Below are 22358 nucleotides of genomic sequence, written 5' to 3'. Positions count from 1 at the left end.
CCCACCCATCCAAAAAGGAGATGTCCAATGAGAAAGCTCATGGTAGCAGCCGCGATCGCCATGGCGGCGATCACTTCAACCTTCGGCGCAGCGAATGCACAGTCGGTCGTCATCACCGATGATAACGGTCCTCAGTATCATCACCGCTATTATGATCACGATCGCCATTGGGACCGTGACTGGCATCGGCCCCGCTATCAACGGGCTCGCTGCATGACCAAGACGGTGGAAGTCCATCGCAATGGCCACACCATGGTGAAAGAAACGCGGATGTGCCATTAAACCATAGGCAGCATATTCTGCTGAGCGAATGTGGCGGCTACGGATCGTAGTCGCTACGTTCGTTTGTACTGGACTTGGCGAGGCTATCCTGCGATCAAGCGTTGAAACCAAATGCGCTCCCGCCCATAAGGAGCCGCGCTGCAGGGACAGCCAAGGTGCCACTCGGCGCTGATGGCAGGTTCGCTGGCAAAATCATGGAGTACATGATGCGAAAGCGCCGAAGCTGGCTTAGTCACTCGCTCGCAGGTGCCCTTGGATTTGGATTGGCCGTCCTTCCATTGAGTGTTTCGACCATCTCTGGTTCCCCCGGAATGCACCTCCTTTCGGCTCATGCAAAGAGCGGCAATAACGGCAATGGTGGGGGCAACGGCAATGGAAACGGGAACGGCGGCAGCGGGAACGGAAACGGGAATGGGAACGGCAGCAACGGCAACGGGAACGGCAATAACGGGAACGGAAACGGCAATGGCAGCAACAGCAACGGCGGCACTTCCGGCAGCGGAGCGGGCAGCAACGCCGGCGGAAGCTCCAGTTCCAGCTCGTCGGGCACTGCCGGATCGAATAGCGGGTCCAGCAATCAGGGCAGGAGTAGCGTCACCTCAAGCGTAAGCAGCGATGGTTCGATCGACATCCAACATCCGGATGGCTTTACCGAGACTGTCAGTCAGGGAAGCTACATTATGAAGGACCCGAAGGGCAGAACCATCGTCAATCGCCGCGCGAAACCCGACGACATTCGGCGACTTCGGTCACTCGGCCGCTAGCGCAAAGTCATATCGACGGCATCGCGCCAGGCCAACGCCGCTTCGGTTCGATTGGAGATCCCCAGCTTCGACAAAATTTGCGTCATGTGGTGCTTCACGGTCTTTTCCATGAGATCGAGCCTCAGCGCGATCATCTTGTTGCTCAACCCTTCGGCCACAAGCTCGAGAACTTCGCGCTCGCGACCCGTGAGTTGATCGATGCCGGAGGGCTCTTGGTCCGGGGTTGTCAGCGCCTTTGAAAGAACGCGGGCCGACAGGCTCGGATTCACATAACTTTCCCCGGCAGCAACTGAGCGGACGATCTCCGCCAGCGCTTTTGAACCGACACCTTTCAGAGCGTAACCCTTTACGCCCATCGACAGCGCGGCGGACAGGTCGTCGCTCGATTCCGACACCGTGAGCATGATAATTTTCTGCGCAGGCGCGCGCTCGAGGATCGGTGGTATCGCTTCGAGCCCGCCACCCGGCATTGAGATATCGAGCAAGAGGATATCGGGGTGAAAATCGGCGACCAGGCGGATAGCGTCATCCTTGCTTTCGCCTTCGCCGACAACGACAAATTCGTCGTTTTCAGAGAGGCTGCGTGTGACACCCTCCCGGAAAAGCGGATGGTCATCCACCACCGCAAGGCTAATCTTTTCCTTCAATCTCCAACCTCCATTGCGCCAAGCGTCATTCGAACCGTCGTGCCGTTTTGAGAGGTCTCGATCTCAAAGCTTCCGCCGAGGCTCTCCACCCTGTCCCTTAACCCGGCAAGACCAATATTTTCTGGTTGAACGAGGTTCGGATCAAAACCGTTCCCTTCATCCTTCACCATGAGGTCAAGTCGTTGTCCATTTGTCGTGACCTCGACCGCCTGTCCGCGCCCCTCGCCATGGCGGTAGGCGTTGTTCAATGCCTCCTGGACAAATCGGAACACGCAGATCTTTCCTGACGGTGTAAGGCGGGGATCCACATCAGGCAGTGTCCGCCGCACGATTGTTTCGGTTCGTTCCTCGTGGGCTTTTATCGCGCGCTCCACGATCTCGGAGAGCGATGCGTTTTCAATCTGCGGCAATACCAGACCCCGGCTGATGCTGCGTAGTTCGGTCATTGCATCGGTGAGGCTTCTCTGGATGATTTGCACTTCTTCCTGCCGACGCCCTTTTGTTATTCGTGGGCTGAGCATGATGTCGCTATCCAGCCGCAGGGATGCATAAGCAATCAATTGGGCCGGCCCGTCATGCAGGTCGGCGCCGATCTTTCGCAAATGGCTTTCATTGAGGGCGACGGCGCGCTGCGATGCCCTTTGGAGACGACGGCGAAGCGTCTCGTTCTGGGCAAGCAGATCGGACAGGTCGCTGACCCGCTTTCTAAGCGAATCGCGCTGCACGTCAATCGTGCGGCTGCCGCGAAAGACGATTGCCGACAGTACAAGGAAAAAGGCGAGGGTGGCTCCGGCGACTGCAAGCCAGCTTTGCAATCGGGCCTGGTCCAGGCTCTGTTGAAGCCCGTCGGCGACTTCATAGAACTCTGAAACCGCAACGACCTGGCCGGACCAGGGCTGAAGCACCGGATTATAGATTTCCAGCAGCGGCTTATCCATGGCGCGTTCGGCCTGGCTTTCAGGGTCGACAGCGCGCTCGAAGTTCGAGACCATGTTGCCGCTGAACGCTGTCTGCAGTTTTGGATTGGGCTCGAACCGTTTCCCAACCAGGTTCTTCTCGTTCGAATAAAGCACGGTGCCGTCGCTGCGCCACAGACGGAAGGACATGAGACGCCGGCCGAGAGCGCCTTGATCGAGCGTCTCATCAAGAGCCCGAGCGATTGTATCATCGAGCGGCTGGGCGGAGCGCATGTCGGGGAGCAGTGGTGCGATGACGCTGTCTACGTATTGCGCGGTCGTCGCTGCTGAATTTCGGGTGACGGCGTTTTCGATCGAATGACTGACAAAAATACCGACCGCAAGCATGGCAATGATAGAGACGCACCCGCCCGTGACTAAAAATTGCAACGCAAGCGACTGGGCATTCCAACGTTTCATCCATGCCATGCAAGCCAGCCCGTGCCGCCGGGCCTTTCGCCGGCTATTCCAGAATTAACTTATAGTCCACCGGCAAGACGTCAATGACGGTCGCTTGCCTCGAACTCACGCGACAAAGCGAAAATCATGATCGAGGCTGCGCTGAACCCATCCGAATGTCATCGCCTGCGGTTCCGATCGCCATGGGGCCTTGGTCTCCCTCGTTTAAGACCTCGGTCCGATATCTTCTCGGAGCAGTCACCCTAGATCTTGAAAATGGTGAAACGGAGATCGCAATGACAAAGCTTCTGGTACTGGCGATGCCCTTTGTGCTCATTGGTTTTTGGACTGCGGTCGGGGTGCTGGTCTATTCACTCATGTAAACGATCGGCTGGCCGCTGACGATTTGCGTCGCTCGCGGCCCGCGATCTCGTTATGAATGCCTGTGTTATGTCTGCTTCTCGACCTTTCGAGCTTGGCGCCTGAGTTCAGCGTCGCGCCAAGCTGCATACGAGGACGGGGTGGTCAAAACCTTGGGGGTGTGATCTCGGCCACGAATTCGAAATCCTCAAGCGCATAGTGCTCGTCTGAGCCCAGAGTAGCGACGGTCAGGAATTCCTTCTCCCGGCCAAAGACTGTGGATACCTGGACCACTTCCACGGGGCCGGCACTGTTTCGCCTTGCCCAATAAAGCCCTTCGGGTTCGAGCGATTCAGTTTCGATATGGGGCATCACGATTCCTTTTCGGCGACCATACTGTCACATTCGCCTTTCAGGCCATCGGACTTCAGTCCGGGATTGCTGAATTAATCTGAAAATAGCGATGAGGGCTCATCCCGGAGACCGAGGCAACGCCATCGACCCGCCATTGATTTATAACGATATGTCTTGATTAAGAACCTGCCGGACCCATCCCGGCATGACATTTGAGGAGGCCTTAATGACTGAACAACATGCGGACTTTGGATGGAAGCTGTCGCGGGAGAATACCCACGCGCTGCTACCCTCCCCATGACAATGGTGGCTTTCCTTCAGAGAGGACTTGCTGCTCACGGACAGGCTTCCGGGGAGGGGATGAGCTGGAGCCAAACTCCTGCGCTAATCGCCGGACAAGGCGGTATTGGCCGAATTCAACCGATCCTGTATTTCCTTGCCAGCCCGAAAAAAAGGGACCCATTTCTCCTCCACGAATACCGACGTGCCGTCTCTTGGATTGCGGCCCGAACGGGATGGGCGGTTGCGAACAGAAAATACCCCGAACCCGCGAAGCTCAACCCGTCCGCCCTGTGCGAGGGTCTCGGCGATTTCCTCGAGGATCGTCTCGACGATCCGTTCCACCTCGTTGTGATAGAGATGAGGGTTTCGACTGGCAATCAGCGCGGCAAGCTCGGACTTTATCACTTGGGACCTCATCGAAAACGCCCGGGGCAGCGGCGAAGGAAGAATATCGAATAGCGGGTTGGGCGGCGCTGATCAACCAGTTGGCGGCGGTGGATTACGGCTGGGTTCAAGCGGCGGAATAGAGGAAGAGGAGGGACAAGGGGTTTGTGGCGGAATAGGAGGCTTGAGAGAGGTTCCGGCCGGTCCGCCATGGAGAAACGACATGGCTCAGGCTATGGAGAAAATTACCCTCAGTGCAGCCCGGGATATCCCGTTCAACAAGCTGGTGCTCAGCCAGCAGAACGTCCGCAAGATCAAGGCGGGCATCTCGATCGAGGACCTGGCGGAAGACATCGCCCATCGCGGTCTGCTGACCAGCCTCAACGTCCGTCCCGAACTCGACGGCGACGGCAACGAGACCGGAATCTATCGTATTCCTGCCGGCGGTCGTCGCTATCGCGCCCTTGAACGCCTGATCGCGCAGAAGCGTCTGGCAAAGACTGCGGGTGTCCCGTGCATCGTCAGTAAGGGCGAGACGCTCGAGGTGGAGGACTCGCTCGCCGAAAACCTTCAGCGCGTCAGCTTGCACCCACTCGATCAATTCCGGGCTTTCCAGACCTTGCGCGAGCAGGGGCTTGGCGAGGAGGAGATCGCGGCACGCTTCTTCGTCTCGGTTGGTACCGTCAGGCGGCGCCTGCGACTGGCCTCCGTCTCACCGCGGCTTCTCGATCTCTATGCCGAAGACGAGATGACGCTCGAACAGATCATGGCGTTCTCGATCACCAACGACCATGTTCGCCAGGAGCAGGTATGGGACGCGATCTCGCGCTCCCATAGCCGGGAGCCCTATTACATCCGCCGACTGCTGACCGAAACCGCAATCCGCGCCAGCGACCGCCGCGCCGTCTATGTCGGCATCGAAGCCTATGAAGCGGCCGGTGGTGTGACCATGCGCGATCTGTTCGAGCAGGATCAGGGCGGATGGCTGCAGGATCCGGCGCTCCTTGAGCAACTCGTGATGGAAAAGCTGAAAGCTGACGCCGAGGCGATCAAGATGAGCGAAGGCTGGAAATGGGTCGAAGCCGCCTTCGATTTTCCCTATGGCCACACATCCGGCCTGCGCCGCTTCTACGGCGAGCAGGCCGAGATGAGGGAAGACGAACTGGCGCGCTGCGACGCCGTCCGTGCCGAGTACGACAAGCTCGACGCAGAATATGCGACGGCGGACGTGTACTCGGCAGCGACCGAACAGAAGCTCGAGGAGCTTGGCAGCGAACTCGACCGGCTCAACGGCCGGCCATATGTGTTCGATCCGCAGGAGGTCGCCCTGGGCGGTCTCTTCGTCTCGCTCGGCGCCAGTGGCGAGCTTAAGATCGAGCGAGGCTTCGTGCTGCCCGAAGATGAACCGAAGGATGAGACCGATCCGCCGGCTGATGTCGGTCACGATCGTGACGATCATGGCAGTGATCTTCCGGTAACCGGCGCCGTCGGCGGCGATGACACCCAACCGGACGACGAGGACGAAACGATCAAGCCGCTTCCGGATCGCCTGATTCTCGATCTCACGGCGGCGCGCACGGTTGCTTTGCGCAATGCGCTCGCGAACGATCCTGTCATCGCCTTTATCGCGGTCCTTTATGCCTTTGTCCTCAAGTCCTTCTACGTCTACGGATCGGATTCTTGCCTGGAGGTGACGCTGCAGAGCGCTCGCTTCACCCAGACGCCGGGGCTCGGCGATACAGTCTGGGCCAAGGAGATCGATCAGCGACACGAAGCCTGGGGCCAGGATCTCCCCAAGGATCCCAATGACCTTTGGGATTTCCTGATCAGGCTCGACGAGGTCAGCCGGCAGGCGCTGTTTGCCCATTGCGCGTCGCTTTCGCTGAACGCGGTGATCGAACCCTGGAACAAGCGCACCCGGGCGATCGCCCACGCTGAGCAGCTGGCCCGCTCTATCGGTTTTGACATGGTGGAAGCTGGGTGGACGCCGACCGTCAACAACTATCTCGGTCGGGTCACAAAGGCCCGAATCCTGCAGGCGGTTCGCGAGGCAAAGGGTCACCAGGCAGCGGAACTGATCGGCCATCTCAAGAGGACAGACATGGCCCGCGAGGCAGAGCGGCTGATGACAGGCAGCAGGTGGTTACCGGAACCGCTTCGCACGACGGTGGTGGTTGGCATCAGCGATCGCGGCGCTGTCGAAGATGACGCCGCCGAGCCCGATCGCGCTGAGACCGTGGAAGTTCAGGACCTGCCGGCATCCCTGCTCGACGCGTCGGAAACATCGCGCGATCAGTCCGGCGAGACCGGTCGTGGGGTCGACGGAGAGCGTTTCGCCGCTGGCGAATAATTTCAAAAGCATAACACCGCGGCCTGACCCGATCGCAATTGCGGTCGGGTCTTCTTTGCAAACAGCCCGGCCATCGCGCCGGGTTTTTCCGTTTCAGGAGGCACTTATGCCCGAATTCACCATCGAGACTACCTATCATCTGCCGGTCTTCCGGCATCGCACCCACGCGGCCGACACACTGGACGCGGCGTGCCGTGCTGCCATCGAGGATGACAGTTGGGATATAGCCGAGAAGGACGTCGATTCCTCCGGTCCAATTCATGTCACCGGCATCTGGAACGGCGCACATGCAGCCTACATGGGTTCGTCAGTCCAGATCCCCCCGCAATTCGACGAACCTGTCCAGCGCCGGGCCCGTCATTTCGAGATCCTGCTCGGTCTGTTGAAGATCCTGTTCGATGATATCAATGCGGCCCGGCGACCGTCGCCTGATTGGCTCGCCCGATCTGCCTGGGCGATCGCTCGAGGAGAAGCCATTCTCGGCGGAGACCCGGATCCCGACGAGCCGGTCGACTTACCAAAACCTTCCCACGTCCTGGTCAGGCTGCAGGAGGATCGCGGGCGCGACGCAATCATCGCAGTGCTCGACGTCGACTCGAGCTTTCAGGGTTTAGCACCTGAGGCGGTGACCGACGATGAGGTCCACGCCGCGTGTCTGTCCATCGCAACCACGATGGATCTTTCCGATGCGGTCGGAAGCGCCGAATTGCAGGCGGCGCTCTCGGCGATCCGGTCGGCGCAACGCCGGCTGGCTTCCGATTGATCCGTTTTCTTCCCCAGACATCCCTCAACCTCGCCCGGCCATCGCGTCGGGTTTCCGCTTTAAGGAGAATGCTTATGACCTCTCTCACCTCCAACAGCCCGTTTGCACGTTCGCCACTTAAGGTCGATATTTCCCGCGGCGAGCGGATCGGCCGCGTTTCGTCGGAATGGTTTTCGCGCCCCGACGACGAACGATTCCTGTCGCTGACCGATCTCTACGATACCGTCCGATCCCGAGCCGAGCGCACCCATGCCCGTACGATCGAGAGTGCCGCGATCCGCGTCGACGCAACCCGCGACAACGCCGAACGGCTCGGACTCCTCCTGCCCGGTCAGCGCCAAGCGATTGCACCGACCCACTGGAGCTACGGCCAGCTTTGCAGTCTTGTCGGCGCCCCCGCCACCTATATGCGGCAACTGCCAGCGCCGTTGGCTGCGATCAATCTGCAGCACGGCCTGCTCAATCACCGTGCCGAGCTGGTCAAGACGCTTGAGATGGATGATGGCCGGCTTGAGCTGAGAGCCGTCACTGGACCGGAATACGGCCGCATCTGGGACCACGAACTCGTGTCGGCGGTGATGAGGATCGCCGGTAATGGCACCGGAGACACCATGTGGAAAGTACCGGGCGTTCTCGATTGGACGACGATGACCCACAATCCGTTTGTCGACATCACCAAGGACACGACCACGCTCTATGCCAGCGACCGCGACGTATTCCTGTTCCTGGTCGACGACACCCATCCGATCGAAGCTGGGCGATTGCCGAACGGCGATCCGGACCTTTACTTCCGCGGTTTCTATGCCTGGAACTCGGAGGTCGGATCGAAGACGCTCGGCATTGCCTCGTTCTATCTGCGGGCGGTCTGCGCTAACCGCAACCTGTGGGGCACGGAGAATTTCGAGGAGATCACCATTCGCCATTCGAAGTTTGCCGCACAACGTTTCGCGCATGAAGCAGCACCGGCGCTGAGCAGCTTCGCCAATTCGTCGCCTGCGCCATTCATTGCCGGCATCAAGGCGGCGCGCGAGCGGATCGTCGCGCGCAACGACGACGACCGGGAGACCTTCCTGCGTCGGCGCGGCCTCTCGAAAGGCGAGACCGGCAGGGTTATCGACATGGTACTGTCGGAGGAAGGACGGCCGCCTGCATCGATCTTCGATTTCGTACAGGGCATCACCGCGCTGGCGCGCACCAAGACCAATCAGGACACGCGTCTCGAACTCGAAGGCAAGGCGAAGAAGCTGCTCGAGAGCGCCGCCTGACAGGGTCACGCGCGCCTGACTCAGACCCGGCCGCGCTTGCGAACCCCATCGTCCTCATCCTGCAGCCCGGTCAAGCGCCGGGCATCATTTTGTCTGGAGCACCCAATGGCTATCCCAGATCATGCCCGCAGAAGTTTCGACACGCTGCTGCCCGCCGCGTCCGACGGCAATCTTGCTCTCATGGAATGCCTCGATGCCGTTACCCGCGAGCCACGTTACGTGCCCTGCGCAGTCGGCCGCAGGGACGGGGAAGACGTCTTCCCGCCATTCGGCCATCTTGCCGACGGCAACCCCGACGACGCCCGCCGGAGCCAAAGGATCCCGCTGGCTTCATCGTAGGTCCGACGATCTAGGCTCTGACGATCGCCGGCAGACTTCAACGATCACATCCCACACCCTCACGCCGCAAGTTCTCATCCTCCCGAAATTCGGACGAGAGCACTTGGGCAGACCCCATTCCCCCTCTCTTTCGGAGCATCCTTCGATGAATATTATCTCGCATGCTCACACCGTTTCCACCTCTCCGCGTCTCGAGACCGAAACCCGCGCTGGAGCACTTATGGAGGCTGCCGGTCGAATCACGTCGCGACTGGAGCAGATCGTCTCCACAGGTGACCTGCGACAGATCATGATCGAGGCCCTCGGCGACAGCGACGCCCGGGGCCTCTGGCTCTGGAAAGACGCCTACGAAGTGACTGAGATCGCCCAGGTCCTGTTTCTGCGCAAATGCCGCGCGGTCGTATCCCGAACCCAGTCTCCCCAGTCGACGCTCGCGATGCTGGCGAAGGTGACCCATAGACGCCGATCCGAGGAGAGCCAGTCCCTGCAGCCGATCCCTCTTGCCGACGTCGCATCTCTTGCAGCCGAGTGGCTTGTTGAGGGATCCTCGATCATGGGGCTTGCGGGCGACATGACGCTCCGCCGCGTGCGCGTCATGAACGAGTTCCGTATAAAACTGACAGGCTTCACCGATGAGATGCGCGACTGGCTGGGGTCGATCGGCCGGTTCTCGGAGATGATCAATTGGAAGCTTCGTTTCTCCGTGCCTGTCACCGATGAGGTTGCGGCTTTCCTGTTCAATCTGATGCTGCTTCGTCGCCTCATCGATGTCGCGCTCCGGTCATGAGAGAGGTCTGCCCATGCTCTCCGCCTCGGATCTGGCGTGCCGTCTCGCGCAGGACGCGGAGGCGGTCTGCCGCCACTACCTTTCTTCAGGCCGTCGGGCTGGCAATTACTGGCTTGTCGGCGATGTCGGCAACAACAAGGGCCGGTCGCTCTACGTGCATCTGGTCGGTCCGCGCGCCGGTCGATGGACCGATTCGGCGACGGGTCAGTTCGGCGATCTGCTCGATCTCGTCCGCGAGACCTGCGGTCTCGTCGATTTCCGTGACGTAGCCGAGGAGGTGCGGCATTTTCTCAGCCTGCCCCAGCCAGAGCGGGTGTTCTCTCACAGGACCGACGCCGGTCATCCCGCGCTGGTCCAACGGCCCACGGCTGAACGGGCGCGGCGTCTGTTTCGGATGACGCAACCTCTGGCCGGCACGCTTGCCGACGCTTATCTGCGCCGGCGCGGTATCCTGCGGGCATCCACCCATGCGGCGCTGCGGTTCCATCCGTCCTGCTACTATCGCGATCTCGTCACGGGCCGGACGACCAGCTATCCGGCTCTGGTTGCGGTCGTCACCGATGACGCCGGAGTAATTACCGGCGTGCACCGCACCTATTTGTCTCCTGAGCACGACGCTGACGGAGTCGGCAAGGCGAACGTCGACGGTCCGCGCCGCGCGCTCGGCCGGTTGCTCGGTAATGGCGTCCGCTTCCGCTTTCCTGTGAATGCACCTATCCCCGTAATGGCGGCCGGGGAGGGCCTCGAAACCATGCTGTCGCTCTCACACGTGATGCCCGACATGCCGATCGTAGCCGCCCTGACGGCCAATCACCTTGCCGCCTTCCGTTTCCCCTTTGGATGTCATCGCCTCTACATCGGCGCCGACGCGGATGCCGCCGGTCGCCACGGGATCGAGGGACTGAGCCGCAGGGCAAGGGACTGCGGGATTCTGCCGCTGGTGCTGTCGCCGGAGCTCGGCGACTTCAACGAGGATCTGCGCTGGCTGGGTCCCGACCGGCTGACCGCAAGCCTCAGGGCTCAACTCACGCCGGACGATGCGATGGCCTTCCTGCCCTGATGAGGCTTATCGGAAAGGGAGGCGGGATTGCTGCGACGTGGGTGACGGACGGTCGAGGGCGTCTCCCCCCGTGTTGAGGCGCGCGCCCGCGGGCCTGCCGAGAGGCGACCCTTACCACGCGGGCCTCCGGGCCTTCAGCGGGTCGATCGGGTTTCTTCCCCTGCCTGGCCGTTTTCACGCATCGGCGCTTCCGAAAACCGGTTCCCACTTTTCGGGCCGATGCGATGGCCCGTCATTCCTCGCGGACCAAGAAACCTTCCCTCCGCCGCCCGGCGCTTCGCTGGGCCGCTGCGCTTTGCTTGCGGTTCCGGCCTCGACCCGCGTGACCGGGTTCGCCGTCAGGCCGCGAGAGGCGCGGCCTACCAGACGGAGACCACCATGGACCTGATCCTTTACTCCGACGACGACGTCGAGCCCAACCACGCGTCCTCCCCGACCGACCGCTTCATCTACGAAATGCAAGTCCTCGGCTATCGCCCCTTCCAGGACGAGCCCGATCCGCGGCCATTGCCGGAGGAACCGCAGGTCCAGTCATCGATCACCGCCATCTTCGGCGCCCTTGCCGAGATGCTCGGCGACACACGCCTGGAGCCCGATCTCGAAGACCTGTTCTGGTCGGTCCCAAACCTCTTCCATCGCGCCGGCGAACGCATCCAGCGCGATCTCGACCGCAACGAGGAAGCCCAGCGCACCGGCCAGCGCGAACAGGACGGCTCGGAGGTGAAGAGTGTCGAGCTCGAACGCCTCATCGCCGAGGGCATCACGCTCCTGGAACGCCGCAATGCTTTCGAGTTCATGCGCGACTTCAGTGCCGACCTGTTCGAGGCGCAGACCGGTTCGTCCTGGCGGCCACGCACCGGCTCGAAGGTCAATCACACCAACATGACCGCGGCGATGATCGACAGTCGCGACTTCCTCTCCGCCCGACGTCGCGCCGAGACAGAGGTGCTGATCCCGGCCGGCACAAAGATCGCGTTTTCCGGCGGCATGGACTACAACGATCATCAGCGGATCTGGGCCAAGCTCGATCAGGCGCATGCCAAACACCCTGATATGGTTTTGCTGCATGGCGGCTCGCCGAAAGGTGCCGAACGCATCGCCGCCTGCTGGGCGGAAGCCCGCAAGGTCACGCAGATCACCTTCAAACCCAATTGGACCAAGCACGCGAAGGCCGCTCCCTTCCGGCGCAATGACGAGATGCTTTCGGTCATGCCTGCCGGACTGATTGCCTTTCCCGGAAACGGCATCACCGGCAATCTTGCCGACAAGGCGCGTCGCCTCGGCATCCCGGTCTGGCAGGCTTCAGGAGACGGCGCGTGAGCGCCGTTTTCCTTGAAAGATGGAAAATATGCAGCAGCGCGGCGAGACCGAAGGCCGCAAGCAGTGACCGGTCTGCGTCGTCATCGCCATCCGAAGCGCCTCCGATGGGAATACCCATCTGGCCCTTCTCGCCATCCCCACGCAGCCGCCGCAGACGGGTCGGGCCGCTCTGGAGATCCCGGAGATCGAGCGCAAGCGCGCGGGCCTAAGCGATTTGAAGCAGTGCTGGATCATGGCCGACGAATACAATTACGACATCGTCGAACGCTCCTGGTACATCGGGCCCGATCAGGGCATCCTCGGCCGCTTCAGCAAATCCTTCATGATAAAGATCGCCAGACTGTTTGCCGAGGCGCGCGGCCGAACCGGTCGGGTCAACCGGCTCGAGTGAGACTTGCCATCGCTTCACACCGCTTCTTCCCCTTCATGATCCCCGCCGCTCCCTGAACGCGTCTCGCCATGGCGGCTCTCTGCCGCTTCTGCTCAATTGGTCGGTTCATCGTGGGCCTTTCGATCGATCTCGATGCCTCGCTTTGCCGCACTCGAAGGCGATATCCCCTCAAATCACGTCTGTCCCGCGGCCCTGCCCCGTGGACCTGCAGCTGCAGCAGAAGAGGCCGCAATCGGGTGCCACGCCGATCGAAGCCGTCATTGGTGATGAGGCTGGGATCAGAACGGTGCTGATCTATCGCGTCGCATCCGCCTGATTGACGGCGAGCGTTCGTTCACCCGGACACCACCGACGCAGGCCATGAGCGCGGCACTTCACGCGGCAGCGAACGGCCGCAACAAGTGAGGTCTCCTGCGACGTCGCAATCAAAGGACCATTCCCGTTCTTTCTGTCGCCTTTCTAAGGGACCGGCCGCGATCAGCGTCAACCCCGCAAGGGGGTTCCCCTCCGCTAAAGCTTCGGTGACGCCTGCGGCGCAGCCCCTTCTTCGGGCGCCATCGGGAATGGTCCCGATGCAACGAAGGAGACAATCCCATGGCTACCACGATCGCAACCCTCACCGAAAAGACCGACGGCACTCTCGAAGGCGTCTTCGCCACCATCCGGGTCAACGCCCCGATCGCCCTTGTCCCGAACGCCAGCAAGGCGAGCGAAGAAGCCCCGGACTATCGCATCATCCATCGCAAGACCGGCTTTGAGATCGGCGCAGGCTGGAACCGCATCTCCCGCCAGACAGGCGAGGAATACATCTCCACGAAGATCGAAGCGCCCGAGATCGGCGTGATCTTCGGTAACGTCGCCCCGGCGCCCGGCGGCGAACCCGGCAAGAAGGTCATCCTCTGGAACAGCCCGGCCTGAACCGGACCGCCGGCTCCGAAATCGGGGCCGGCGTTCCCCATTCGAAAGGAGGCAGCCATGAGCCGCTACACAATGACCGTCACCAGGACCGCATCCCGCCACTCCGCCATGGATGCTATCATCGGCTACGACCGTCCGCTTCAGACGTTGTTCCTTCAGCCATTGCCCGACGCCGATGGCGAGAATCTTGAACTCTGGCTTGGCACTGGCTTCCGGGAGTTTGAGACACTGTCGAAACTGCGGGCCGCGGCAGTCGCAAGGGGCTTCGACTTCCTACCCTTGGCATCAGGCGTTCTTCACAATCTGCTGGACGACCATGCCTTTGAAGCGCGTCACGCGGTGAGCGACACGATCATCGACGATCTTCTCAACGGGATGTCCTTCGCTGACGCAGACCCAAAAGGAAACAGCCCGGCACGGCCCCGGGCTGTTTTTTGCTTGGCTGCCAAGATCACTTGTTCAAAGCATCCTTCAGTGCCTTTGCCGGCGTAAAGGCGAGCGTCTTGGCCGCGGCAACCTTGATCGTCGCGCCGGTCGCAGGATTGCGAGCCTCACGTGCCGAAGCCGGGCAGGGAGGTCTCGTTACCGGCCACTGCGGCTTCGGTGATAGAAGCATGCCGCCTCGACGATGGCTTTCCCCTGCGCCTTTGTAAGGCTGTGTTCGGTCGCGATCTTGTCGGCAATTTCGTTGGTCGTGGTCATTTTCTTCTCCGCATCGTGTCAGACGCAGAATCCCTGGCATTGAGATTGTCCGTACTTCAGCGCTTGGCCATCGAGCAAGACCTCCAAAGGATCGAGAAGGTTCTGTCCGATATCGACGTCACCAGACAATAGCTAATTGTCGAATACGGTCGCGTCCCCTGGTCGGGGCCGCGGGTTCTCTTCTTTCTGCCGTCCTACTTTACGGCTACTCAGCCCGCCTCAAGGACGAGTGTGGGCCCCCGATTTTGCCTCCGCTCCGTTTCCCTGCGCTCCGACAAAACCGGCACCCCACTCGCCGCCGTTGGCGGTCGCTTCGCGCTCCTTGACCCGGGCTTCGTGTGCACGTCGCCCGTTGACGTCATCAAAAGGAGACGATCAACATGACCACTCTCGATCAAATCAACGAACTGCGCGCGGAGCTTCGGAGCTGCTTCTTCACCAAAACCGAGCGCGCCATGGCGGAGGCCGACCTCGCCACCCTTGTCGCTCAGGCGCAAGCTGAGGATGAGCAGTTTGCTCGCGACATCGCACTCTATCCCGCTGACCTCGAATGAGGTCGGCGACAAAACGAGAGGGTTTGCTCCTCTCGTTTTTCCTTCCGTGGGGAAAATCTTCAATTGACTGTCAGGATAACGCCTCGAACCGCGCGAAGCCGTCGACCCGGTGGACCGCCGTGAGATTGAAATCGAACTGGAGCTGGCTTTCGCCGAGTGGCAATGATCTCCGTAGAGCAGGAGGGGGCGATCGACGCCGAGCCCTTCGCCCCTCTGAAGTCCAGGCCTGCCGTCACCTGCAATTTCCGTTGCCGTGCTCTGCGCACAGTTTGGACATCGGCTCCTTCCGACGCGGCTCGCGGTCGCGTTCCCCGATCTTGACGCCCTGGTCTAGGGCACGGTCTCATCTTCGCTTTGACGAAAAGGACCTGACAATGGCTGCGTCTGTCAGTTTGCTCCTAGGTCCAGATAGCGTCGAAGGGCGCGCTCGACGATTTCCGAAGGAGATGTCTTTTGCTGAATGGCAAGCATCTTGGTTGCCATGATGACGGAGGCGTCGATGCTGATCCTGAACCGCTCGGGCCTCGGCTCTCCCGATGCAGTGTCATTGTCTGACGCGTTCAGCGATGGCCGGTCCACCGGTTCCGATGGATTGGGGGAGGGCGCTGTCTCCTTCATCGAGCTCCCGGCTTCGGGATCGGGCTTCGTCTTCGCGGCAGGGGACCCGACGGCGCCGTATGTGTCGCTCTTGCCGATCGATGCGTCGATCAGAGAATCCAGATCGTTCAGATTGCGGCGGGAGCGCGGAATGGATGGCGATTGTGTCATGGATGATCCCGGATCAGGCCGTCCGCTCAATGGTGGAGGTCATGTCGGTGATCAGGCCGATGATATTGTTCTGCGCCTTGGCGACCTGCTCGGCCTTGGATGGATCCCGCGCGATCCCGCTCATTGTACCGGCGTCCCGCGCAAACTGCTCGTAGACCTTTCGCGCTCGCACGAAGGTGGGCAATGTCGGCAGCTTGTTGTCGCGGATCATGCGCACAGCATCCTGAAACGCTGCCGTGTTGGTGTCGATGCCGTCGACCCGGTTGAGGACCAGGCGAAGCGGCGCGCGTTTCAGATTGGTCTCCGCCCATTCGAACAGCTTGACCGTCTCGACCATCTCGATGACGTTGGCCTTCGTCGGGACGAGAGTGAGATCGCTCGCGACGATTGCAGCTATTAGAAGATCGTTCATCGATCCCTGCACGTCGATCAGAATGACGTCGGCGTCGGTGCGCTTCAGGGCGGACTTCAGTTCTTCTGTCTTTGTCACCGCGACGGCTTGCAGCGTCTGTGGCAGGGTACCGGCCTGCTTGCAGCGATTGACCCATTGCAGGCATGATTGCTGTTTCTGGTCGGCATCGACGATCAGGACATTGGTGCCGCTTCTGGCGAGTTCCGATGCGATGAGAAGGCACAGCGTCGATTTGCCGACGCCGCCCTTGGTATGCGCGAATGCGATAATGGTCAACGTATACAATCCATTTTTTCCAAGAGTAGATATATATCAACTTAACAAAATCGGCTGCGTCTGCCAAGGCCCGCAATGGCTTGTAAGCCATGAAGGGCCCGACTGGCTGATTGGGCTGACGCGGTCCTCGTACCCCTTGGGCCGCCGCGATCCCATTGGGCTTCCAAGCCACTCCTGCCACCGCCCGCAGCCGGGCCATCACCGCCCCTGGTGATCCGGATGGTCATAGGGCCGCGATGCGCGAAATAGCCCTGAAAGCCACCTGTCGCCCAGGGGCCAGAAGACCCGGTAGGACCAGTCAGGGTCGCCCGACCAGGCAAGGCTTTTTGTCCAGTTTGGCCACACCAGCCACCATAGCCAGCAAGGGCCATATAGCCACATAAGTCATTGAAATAATGTATGTATTCGTCATTGTGTGGTTGGCAGGATAGCAGTTTCCGTGATACGAAAACTGAACAGTGCCCGAAGCGGGCGATGAGGCTCTCCCGGCAGTCGCAGGACGGCGACCGGGAGAGAAAAAGGCAAGGCAAGAGGCTATGGCAAAGCGAACCTCCCGACAGAAAGTTGTTCATGTGCGGTTGAGCGAAACGGAGCTTCTGGCGTTCGAGGCGTTCTGCACGGATGCGAAGCTGACTGTCAGCGAGGTGCTGCGTCGTCTCGTGCGGCAGGCCGCAGGGCTCGGTCCGGCATTCGATGACGACCTGAAGGAGATCATGCTCGCCCATGCCGAGGAGTTGCGCCGGGTCTCCGTCAATCTCAACCAGATCGCCCGCATCTTGAACGGCAGCCGGGAGCCGCAATTCGAGGTGCTGCTGGATGGGGTCGGGCGATTGGCTCGGCTGGTCGGGGCGCAGGCAGCGGATATGAAGGATATGTGCGAGGCTGGCCGCACGAAGGCGAAGCTGCAGGTCAACGCCGATGCTTGACCTTGATGCCTTCATCACGCTGGTGGACGATCTCGAGCGGAAACGCACGGCCCGGCCGGCTGGTCTTGCGAACCCGGGGCTTGGGACGTCCCTTCAGACGCCCGGCCCTGGACGCAAGCGCAGGCGGAAGCAGGCAGACGCCGGCGACAGCGGGTTGCCTGCCGTCGGCGGGCGCCCCTGGACGGGACCGGCCGCGCCGCAAGCGGATCTGCCGGAGGACGAGAGGCGCCGACGCGCCGGCGGCGGTGGAGGGAGGAAGCCATCGGCTGCCGGACCCCGCTTGGAACTAGGGGGCCACGTTGAGGCTACCCTGGATCGCTCCGGATCGAGTTTGCCCTCCGGTGGTGCGACCGGCGACCGTATTGCGCTTGCCTCCGGCTCCCAGCCTGCTGTCGTGAAGCTCGTGAGCTTTGCAGCCGGACGTGCCCGTGTCGGCAAGCTATTGGCCTATCAGAGCCGCGGCGGTGAACTCACCGTCGAGAACGAGGCCGGCGCCACGTCCGAAGGACGCGACTGGATCGGCCAGCTTGCCGACGAGTGGTCGGAGGGGGACGGGCGTGAGCCCTCGAAAGATGTATTGCGCTTGTCGTTGACGGTCGATGCATCCCGTTTTGCCGATAACGAAGCAGTCGGCAAAGCCCTCAAGACCGCGCTGGCTGGCCATCGCATGGCCTGGCACAGCGCCGCTGCTACCTTGGATGATGGGAGGGAGATCGAGCTGGTGGTGAGCGCGGCGCGCCGCCGGCAGCCCGGGGAGGATAAGGCCGGACGCATCTATGACAACCGGAAATCCTTAGCCGCCCTGGACGACAAACTGATGGCCGCTTTCGGTCCGGATACGGCGGTTGACGTGCATGGGTTCGCACATGGGGTGGAGGGTGTCGCTCGCTATCTCGGTCAATTGCGGAAGGGCGGTAGCCGACGCGTCACTGTCAGCCGCATGGACAAGGCTGGTCAACCGGCTGGCGAACATATTCTCGACGGGGAAAGTTCTGTTCTCGATGAGGCGAAGAACTGGAAACGCGATCTGAGATCCCAGGAGCGTCGGGACGTGGCCCATATCGTTCTCAGTGCCCGGCCGGGGACGCCGAAAGACGCCTTTCTCGATGCGGCCCGAGCCATGCTTGCCCGCGAGTTCGCGGGGCATCGCTATCTGTTCACCACCCATGAGGATCGTCGCCATATTCACGTGCATGCGGTGGTGAAGATGCAGTCGGAGACGGGTGAGCGTCTGCATCCGAAGATCGAGGATCTACGACGCTGGCGAAGGACGATCGCCGAAGAGGCGCGCGAGCGCGACATTCCGATGGATGCGGTGAGCCGTTTCGAGCGGGCGAACCCACCGGGCTACAAAATGAAGGACATCCGGCGGGTCGAGCGCGGCGAAGCCACGGAAAGCATGCGGCGCCGGGTCGACGCGGTGCGAAACGGCATCATCCACGTCCCCTCCCGCGACATGGGTAAGCGCCATGCGCGGGCCGTCGCAATCGGCTGGAACGGCGAGGCAGAGCGGGTTGCTCCCAGGCAGTACCCTCCGGAGCCGCCGCAGCGTCCCGGCATTGTTCGCCTCTATCGGGCGGAGCGGCAGGAAGCGCGTTCCTCGGCGCCGCTGTTTACGCGTGACCGTCATGTCGCCGCACAAAGGGTTGTCCGAGACGGCGGGGTGCTTCGTTATATCGATGTCCCCCTCGATGCGGTGCAGACACTCACGCCGTCCCGGCAGGATCCGGAGAATGTCTTCGTCGTGCCCCGGGGGCTTGCCGCCAGAAGCGAGGCGATCGACGTGACAGATCCCGCGCTCGTTCAATATTTCCGCGACCGGGCCATGGTTGCCGTCGCACAGGGTCGCGAAACGGCGGCCGAACAGAACACCATCACCACGAAACCCGCAACGATCAGGGAGCAGGACATGCCGGACCTCAATGTGATGAACAACGCCTTCACGGAGATGGAAACCAGTCTCGACCAGATCGGGCAGAACCTGCCGCCCGAGCGGCTTCAGGAGTTGGACGGGCTGCGCAAGAGGCTGAAGGTCAGCCAGACGAAGATGCTGGAAACACAGACGGGCATCGAGAAGAAGCGCGGCAGCATCGAGGGCGAAACCTATGTGATGCCGGTGCCCCATCAATTTGCGGGCTTCGTCGCGGAGAAGCGCGGAGAGGACGTCCGCTACAACCATCGCAAGACGGATGGCCGGGTGGGCGCCGTTGCCTTCACCGATCGCGGCGACCGCGTCGAGATCGGAAACTGGCGGGACCGTGAAACGGTGCTTGCCGCCATGCAGCTAGGAGCCGAGAAGTGGGGCGCTCTCACCGTCAACGGAACCGACCGCTACAAGTCGCTCGCCGTCGAACTTGCGGCGGAGCATGGATTTAGGCTGACCAATCCTGAGCTGCAGGATGCGCTGGCTGTTGCCCGCGACCGGTTGGCGAGCCAGCGTCCGAAGGAGGCAAGTATCACGGCCGGCACCCGGACGCCCGCTGAAACAGCGGTCGAGGCCCAAAAGGCAAATCCAACTTCAGCCGGGATGCCGACGCCGGGAACTGCCGCGCCATCGAATGCCGAAGAGGCAGCAAAGCCGGCGCCGACCTTTGTCGATACCGGTGACAAGATCAGACTTTCGGATCGCGATCGTGCCGCCATGCTGTCGGCGATGCAGGAGGCTGCGAAGAAATGGAATACGATCGCGGTCACCGGCAGCGACCGGGACAAGGCGCTCGCCGTCGAGCTTGCCGCGGAGCACGGCTTCAGGATCACCAATCCCGAGCTTCAGGACCAGCTGAAGGTAGCGCAGGCGCTGGCCGAGGACCGCCGCGGCCGCGAGGAGGCGCTGGAGCAGCAAAAACTCGGGTTTGTCGACGGTGCGAAGATCGCGCAGGAAACGGAGCCGACGCAGGCTGCATCCGCTTTCGTCGAGGTGCCGAAACTCCCCGTCGACACCGGTGACAAGGTCAAACCCGCTGATCGGGACCGCGACTCCATGCTAGTTGCCATGCGCGCGGCCTCGGAGAAGTGGGGTGCGATCACCGTCAATGGGACTGATCGCGAGAAGGCCGTTGCCGTGGAATTGGCGGCCGAGCACGGCATTGCCATCAGCAACCCGGAGCTTCAGGATCACGTGAAAGCGGCACAGGCGAAGGTCCAGGACCGCCGGGCTAGGGAAGATGCCCGTGAGCGCAAGCAGCTCGGCTTTGTGGCCGGCACGAGCGAAGCGGTTGCGGGGCCGCGAACCGATGCAGAGATCGCGCTTGCACTCGAGACCGTCAAGGAAAACACTCGAACCGAGGCGATACGCGAGACCACGCAGGCCGAACGTTCCGAACGTACGAGCGAGCGGCCGTTCGACGGAGGAGGGGACGATCATGCCTATCGGACGAAGGCAGAAGCCGCCGCAGCGCGGCGAGCAGAACGATCAGTCGAGCAGAGTCCGTCTGCGCCGATCCCGGCCGATATCAATCAGTCGCCCGAGATCGAACGCCAGGGGCAGGTGCAGGATGAGGTCTTGTCCGAGAAGGAAGCCAACAAACAGGCCAGGACACCCAAGCAGCGACAAAAGCCCCGTCCGAAACAATAACGGAAGCACATTTTTCCCACATTATCTCGTCGCTTCTCAAGCCGGTGCATCCACACACGCACCGGGTTTGTCGGAGGCTCCAACTTCTGGGAAAGTGGAGCGGATATGAGCAAGACGACAGACAAATTTTCACCGGAAGTCCGCGCCCGCGCAGTGCGGATGGTTTTGGATCACCAAGGCGAATATTCCTCGCGATGGGCAGCGGTTTCCTCGATCGCACCAAGATCAGCTGCACGGCGCAGACGCTCAATGAATGGGTGAAGAAGGCCGAAGTGGATGAAGGCTCTGGAGCGGGAGAACCGCGAGCGCGGCAGGCCAATGAGATACTGCGGAAAGTAGGCCAGTCTCCTCTCAGCTGGATGACGATTCATGTCAACATCGCCGATTGCAAACCTCGACCATGAACAGGGTTCAAATCTGGACGGGCTAATCTCTCCCCTCTGCCTGCATACAGTCTGAAATGAGTTGGACGGCTCGTTGCATTGAGGGGTTGAGTGCCCGCCCTCTTTGCCAGAGAACGACGTAGTGATATGAGGCGCCTGGCTCGAACAACCGCGTCTGAAGACCAAAGTGACGGTATTCTGTAGCGATCACGCTGTTGGTGATGGAAACACCGATGCCGGCAGAGACGAAACCAGCGTCATGACCATGTGCGTCGTACTCCACGGCGATATCAGGCTCGTTGCCCATGAAGCGCAGCGCGTTGACGTTCATCTGATGGGCCGAAAACTGAGGGTCGATATCAACCAACGCCTCGTCCACCAAATCCTCGACCCTGACGATATCCAATTTTGAGAAGCGGTGGTCTTTGCCGAAAAGACAGACATTCACCGCCTTCGCGACAGGGACATAGTCGAACCGTCTGACGTCAATCGGAAGACGCGATATCGCAATATCCGATCGCCCATCGTGAACCATCTCGGCAATCTCTTGATAATTCGCCGACCTGACCCGAACGCGATGGAACACGCGTTCGCGCCTTAAAGCTTTCACCACCTCAGGCAGCAGCCGCAAACAAAAAGGACCGGGCGCTGCGATAGAGAGCGAGCGGCGATCACTCGATTTAATACCTTCGATTTCTCCGCGGATGCGATCAAGTCCCGTGAACGCCGATTCAACCGACCTGACCAATTCCCAAGCCTGATCGGTCGGCCGCATTTTTCCCTTTTCTCGAACGAAAAGCGCAAAGCCGACGGCCTCTTCCAATTGGCGGATATTCTGGCTGATTGCCGGCTGTGTCACACCCAGCAGTTTGCTCGCAAGCCGCTCGGAACCGGTACGGATGACCTCTCTAAAGACCTGCAGCTGACGGAGTTTGATGCCGGTGCCAGAGAGTTCCATCGATACCTATAAGTTCAGCTTATCGGATATTTCTGAAACTTATAAATTGACCGCGTGATTGTAAAGTATGAATTTCGATCATAAGCAGAATAACCAGAGGTTAGTTCAATATTGAAACTCGCCTTTGAGTTATTATGCCGCAGGAACGCAAGTAGTTCTATCTGTAATCGCGAGAAATATCGCA

At 60.9% G+C, this 22358-nt stretch carries 20 protein-coding genes and 4 pseudogenes; 15 read left to right on the top strand and 9 right to left on the bottom strand.

All coding sequences use genetic code 11. The features are described 5' to 3' along the window. Nucleotides 1-27 precede the first annotated feature (27 nt). Nucleotides 28-282, top strand: coding sequence for a hypothetical protein (locus DTW90_RS31380; RefSeq protein WP_132527694.1), 255 nt, complete (start codon nucleotides 28-30; stop codon nucleotides 280-282). A gap of 328 nt (nucleotides 283-610) precedes the next feature. On the opposite strand, the gene DTW90_RS38175 is transcribed toward DTW90_RS31380, so the two are convergent. The 5 genes from DTW90_RS38175 to DTW90_RS31355 all read right to left on the bottom strand — a co-directional run bounded on the left by DTW90_RS38175 (nucleotide 611) and on the right by DTW90_RS31355 (nucleotide 4449). Then, nucleotides 611-832, bottom strand: coding sequence for a hypothetical protein (locus DTW90_RS38175; protein ID WP_165927977.1), 222 nt, complete (start codon nucleotides 830-832; stop codon nucleotides 611-613). A gap of 210 nt (nucleotides 833-1042) precedes the next feature. Beyond that, nucleotides 1043-1693, bottom strand: a complete 651-nt coding sequence (locus DTW90_RS31370; RefSeq protein ID WP_149343454.1) for a response regulator transcription factor — start codon at nucleotides 1691-1693, stop codon at nucleotides 1043-1045. Beyond that, nucleotides 1690-3078, bottom strand: a complete 1389-nt coding sequence (locus DTW90_RS31365; protein WP_149343452.1) for a sensor histidine kinase — start codon at nucleotides 3076-3078, stop codon at nucleotides 1690-1692. Before DTW90_RS31365 ends, DTW90_RS31370 begins: the two co-directional genes overlap by 4 nt. A gap of 495 nt (nucleotides 3079-3573) precedes the next feature. Further along, complete coding sequence (locus tag DTW90_RS31360) at nucleotides 3574-3780, bottom strand: hypothetical protein (RefSeq protein ID WP_149343450.1); 207 nt, start codon at nucleotides 3778-3780, stop codon at nucleotides 3574-3576. A gap of 366 nt (nucleotides 3781-4146) precedes the next feature. Continuing rightward, entirely contained in the window at nucleotides 4147-4449 is a 303-nt protein-coding gene (locus DTW90_RS31355) for an integration host factor subunit beta (RefSeq protein ID WP_132527684.1), read from the bottom strand. Between the two features lie 202 nt (nucleotides 4450-4651). Between DTW90_RS31355 and DTW90_RS31350 the strand changes: the two genes are divergently transcribed. From DTW90_RS31350 to DTW90_RS31305, 10 genes and pseudogenes are all read left to right on the top strand, one after another. Continuing rightward, the gene (locus DTW90_RS31350) at nucleotides 4652-6778 is read left to right on the top strand and encodes a ParB/RepB/Spo0J family partition protein (RefSeq protein ID WP_132527682.1); all 2127 of its coding nucleotides are present in this window, start codon (nucleotides 4652-4654) and stop codon (nucleotides 6776-6778) included. Between the two features lie 106 nt (nucleotides 6779-6884). Then, nucleotides 6885-7541 (top strand): hypothetical protein, encoded by a 657-nt coding sequence (locus DTW90_RS31345; RefSeq protein WP_149343448.1) that lies wholly within the window; start codon nucleotides 6885-6887, stop codon nucleotides 7539-7541. Between the two features lie 74 nt (nucleotides 7542-7615). Beyond that, a complete protein-coding gene (locus tag DTW90_RS31340; protein WP_149343447.1) occupies nucleotides 7616-8806 on the top strand; it encodes a DUF932 domain-containing protein in 1191 nt (396 codons plus the stop codon). A gap of 105 nt (nucleotides 8807-8911) precedes the next feature. Continuing rightward, nucleotides 8912-9159 (top strand): annotated as a pseudogene (locus DTW90_RS31335) (DUF6117 family protein). Nucleotides 9160-9290: 131 nt separating this feature from the next. Further along, nucleotides 9291-9932 (top strand): hypothetical protein, encoded by a 642-nt coding sequence (locus DTW90_RS37365; protein ID WP_188080114.1) that lies wholly within the window; start codon nucleotides 9291-9293, stop codon nucleotides 9930-9932. 13 nt (nucleotides 9933-9945) lie between these two features. Then, a complete protein-coding gene (locus DTW90_RS31325) occupies nucleotides 9946-10992 on the top strand; it encodes a toprim domain-containing protein (RefSeq protein WP_149343445.1) in 1047 nt (348 codons plus the stop codon). A gap of 378 nt (nucleotides 10993-11370) precedes the next feature. Continuing rightward, nucleotides 11371-12312 carry a DUF2493 domain-containing protein gene (locus tag DTW90_RS31320; RefSeq protein ID WP_149343443.1) on the top strand — a complete coding sequence of 314 codons (942 nt, stop codon included), beginning with the start codon at nucleotides 11371-11373 and terminating at the stop codon, nucleotides 12310-12312. A gap of 19 nt (nucleotides 12313-12331) precedes the next feature. After that, nucleotides 12332-12703 (top strand): annotated as a pseudogene (locus tag DTW90_RS31315) (hypothetical protein). Nucleotides 12704-13297: 594 nt separating this feature from the next. Continuing rightward, nucleotides 13298-13621 (top strand): DUF736 family protein, encoded by a 324-nt coding sequence (locus DTW90_RS31310; protein WP_017958522.1) that lies wholly within the window; start codon nucleotides 13298-13300, stop codon nucleotides 13619-13621. Between the two features lie 57 nt (nucleotides 13622-13678). Further along, on the top strand, nucleotides 13679-14113 hold the full coding sequence (locus DTW90_RS31305; RefSeq protein ID WP_246665124.1) for a hypothetical protein: 435 nt from the start codon (nucleotides 13679-13681) through the stop codon (nucleotides 14111-14113). On the opposite strand, the pseudogene DTW90_RS31300 reads toward DTW90_RS31305, so the two are convergent. Beyond that, nucleotides 14073-14323 (bottom strand): annotated as a pseudogene (locus tag DTW90_RS31300) (HU family DNA-binding protein). The gene DTW90_RS31305 and the pseudogene DTW90_RS31300 overlap by 41 nt on opposite strands. Before the next feature lie 380 nt (nucleotides 14324-14703). Here DTW90_RS31300 and DTW90_RS37360 point away from each other — a divergent pair. Continuing rightward, nucleotides 14704-14877, top strand: coding sequence for a hypothetical protein (locus DTW90_RS37360; RefSeq protein WP_188080113.1), 174 nt, complete (start codon nucleotides 14704-14706; stop codon nucleotides 14875-14877). A 387-nt stretch (nucleotides 14878-15264) separates the two neighbouring features. Here the strand turns inward: DTW90_RS37360 and DTW90_RS31295 are convergent, their stop codons facing one another. Further along, the gene (locus DTW90_RS31295) at nucleotides 15265-15645 is read right to left on the bottom strand and encodes a CopG family transcriptional regulator (protein WP_149343441.1); all 381 of its coding nucleotides are present in this window, start codon (nucleotides 15643-15645) and stop codon (nucleotides 15265-15267) included. Nucleotides 15646-15658: 13 nt separating this feature from the next. After that, entirely contained in the window at nucleotides 15659-16333 is a 675-nt protein-coding gene (locus DTW90_RS31290) for a ParA family protein (protein WP_149343439.1), read from the bottom strand. Between the two features lie 536 nt (nucleotides 16334-16869). Here DTW90_RS31290 and mobC point away from each other — a divergent pair. From mobC to DTW90_RS31275, 3 genes and pseudogenes are all read left to right on the top strand, one after another. Then, entirely contained in the window at nucleotides 16870-17259 is a 390-nt protein-coding gene (mobC, locus tag DTW90_RS31285) for a plasmid mobilization relaxosome protein MobC (protein WP_149343437.1), read from the top strand. Next, a complete protein-coding gene (locus DTW90_RS31280; protein WP_149343435.1) occupies nucleotides 17252-20833 on the top strand; it encodes an LPD7 domain-containing protein in 3582 nt (1193 codons plus the stop codon). The genes mobC and DTW90_RS31280 overlap by 8 nt, the downstream gene beginning before the upstream one ends. 105 nt (nucleotides 20834-20938) lie before the next feature. Next, nucleotides 20939-21117 (top strand): annotated as a pseudogene (locus DTW90_RS31275) (transposase); the annotation flags it as partial. Between the two features lie 142 nt (nucleotides 21118-21259). Here the strand turns inward: DTW90_RS31275 and DTW90_RS31270 are convergent. Further along, the gene (locus DTW90_RS31270; RefSeq protein ID WP_149343433.1) at nucleotides 21260-22174 is read right to left on the bottom strand and encodes a LysR family transcriptional regulator; all 915 of its coding nucleotides are present in this window, start codon (nucleotides 22172-22174) and stop codon (nucleotides 21260-21262) included. Nucleotides 22175-22358 lie beyond the last annotated feature (184 nt).

It is taken from the genome of Neorhizobium sp. P12A, assembly GCF_008365395.1.
Classification (GTDB): Bacteria; Pseudomonadota; Alphaproteobacteria; order Rhizobiales; family Rhizobiaceae; genus Rhizobium.
Note: the sequence above shows the minus strand (reverse complement) of the source record. Positions and strands in the feature narration are given on the sequence as shown.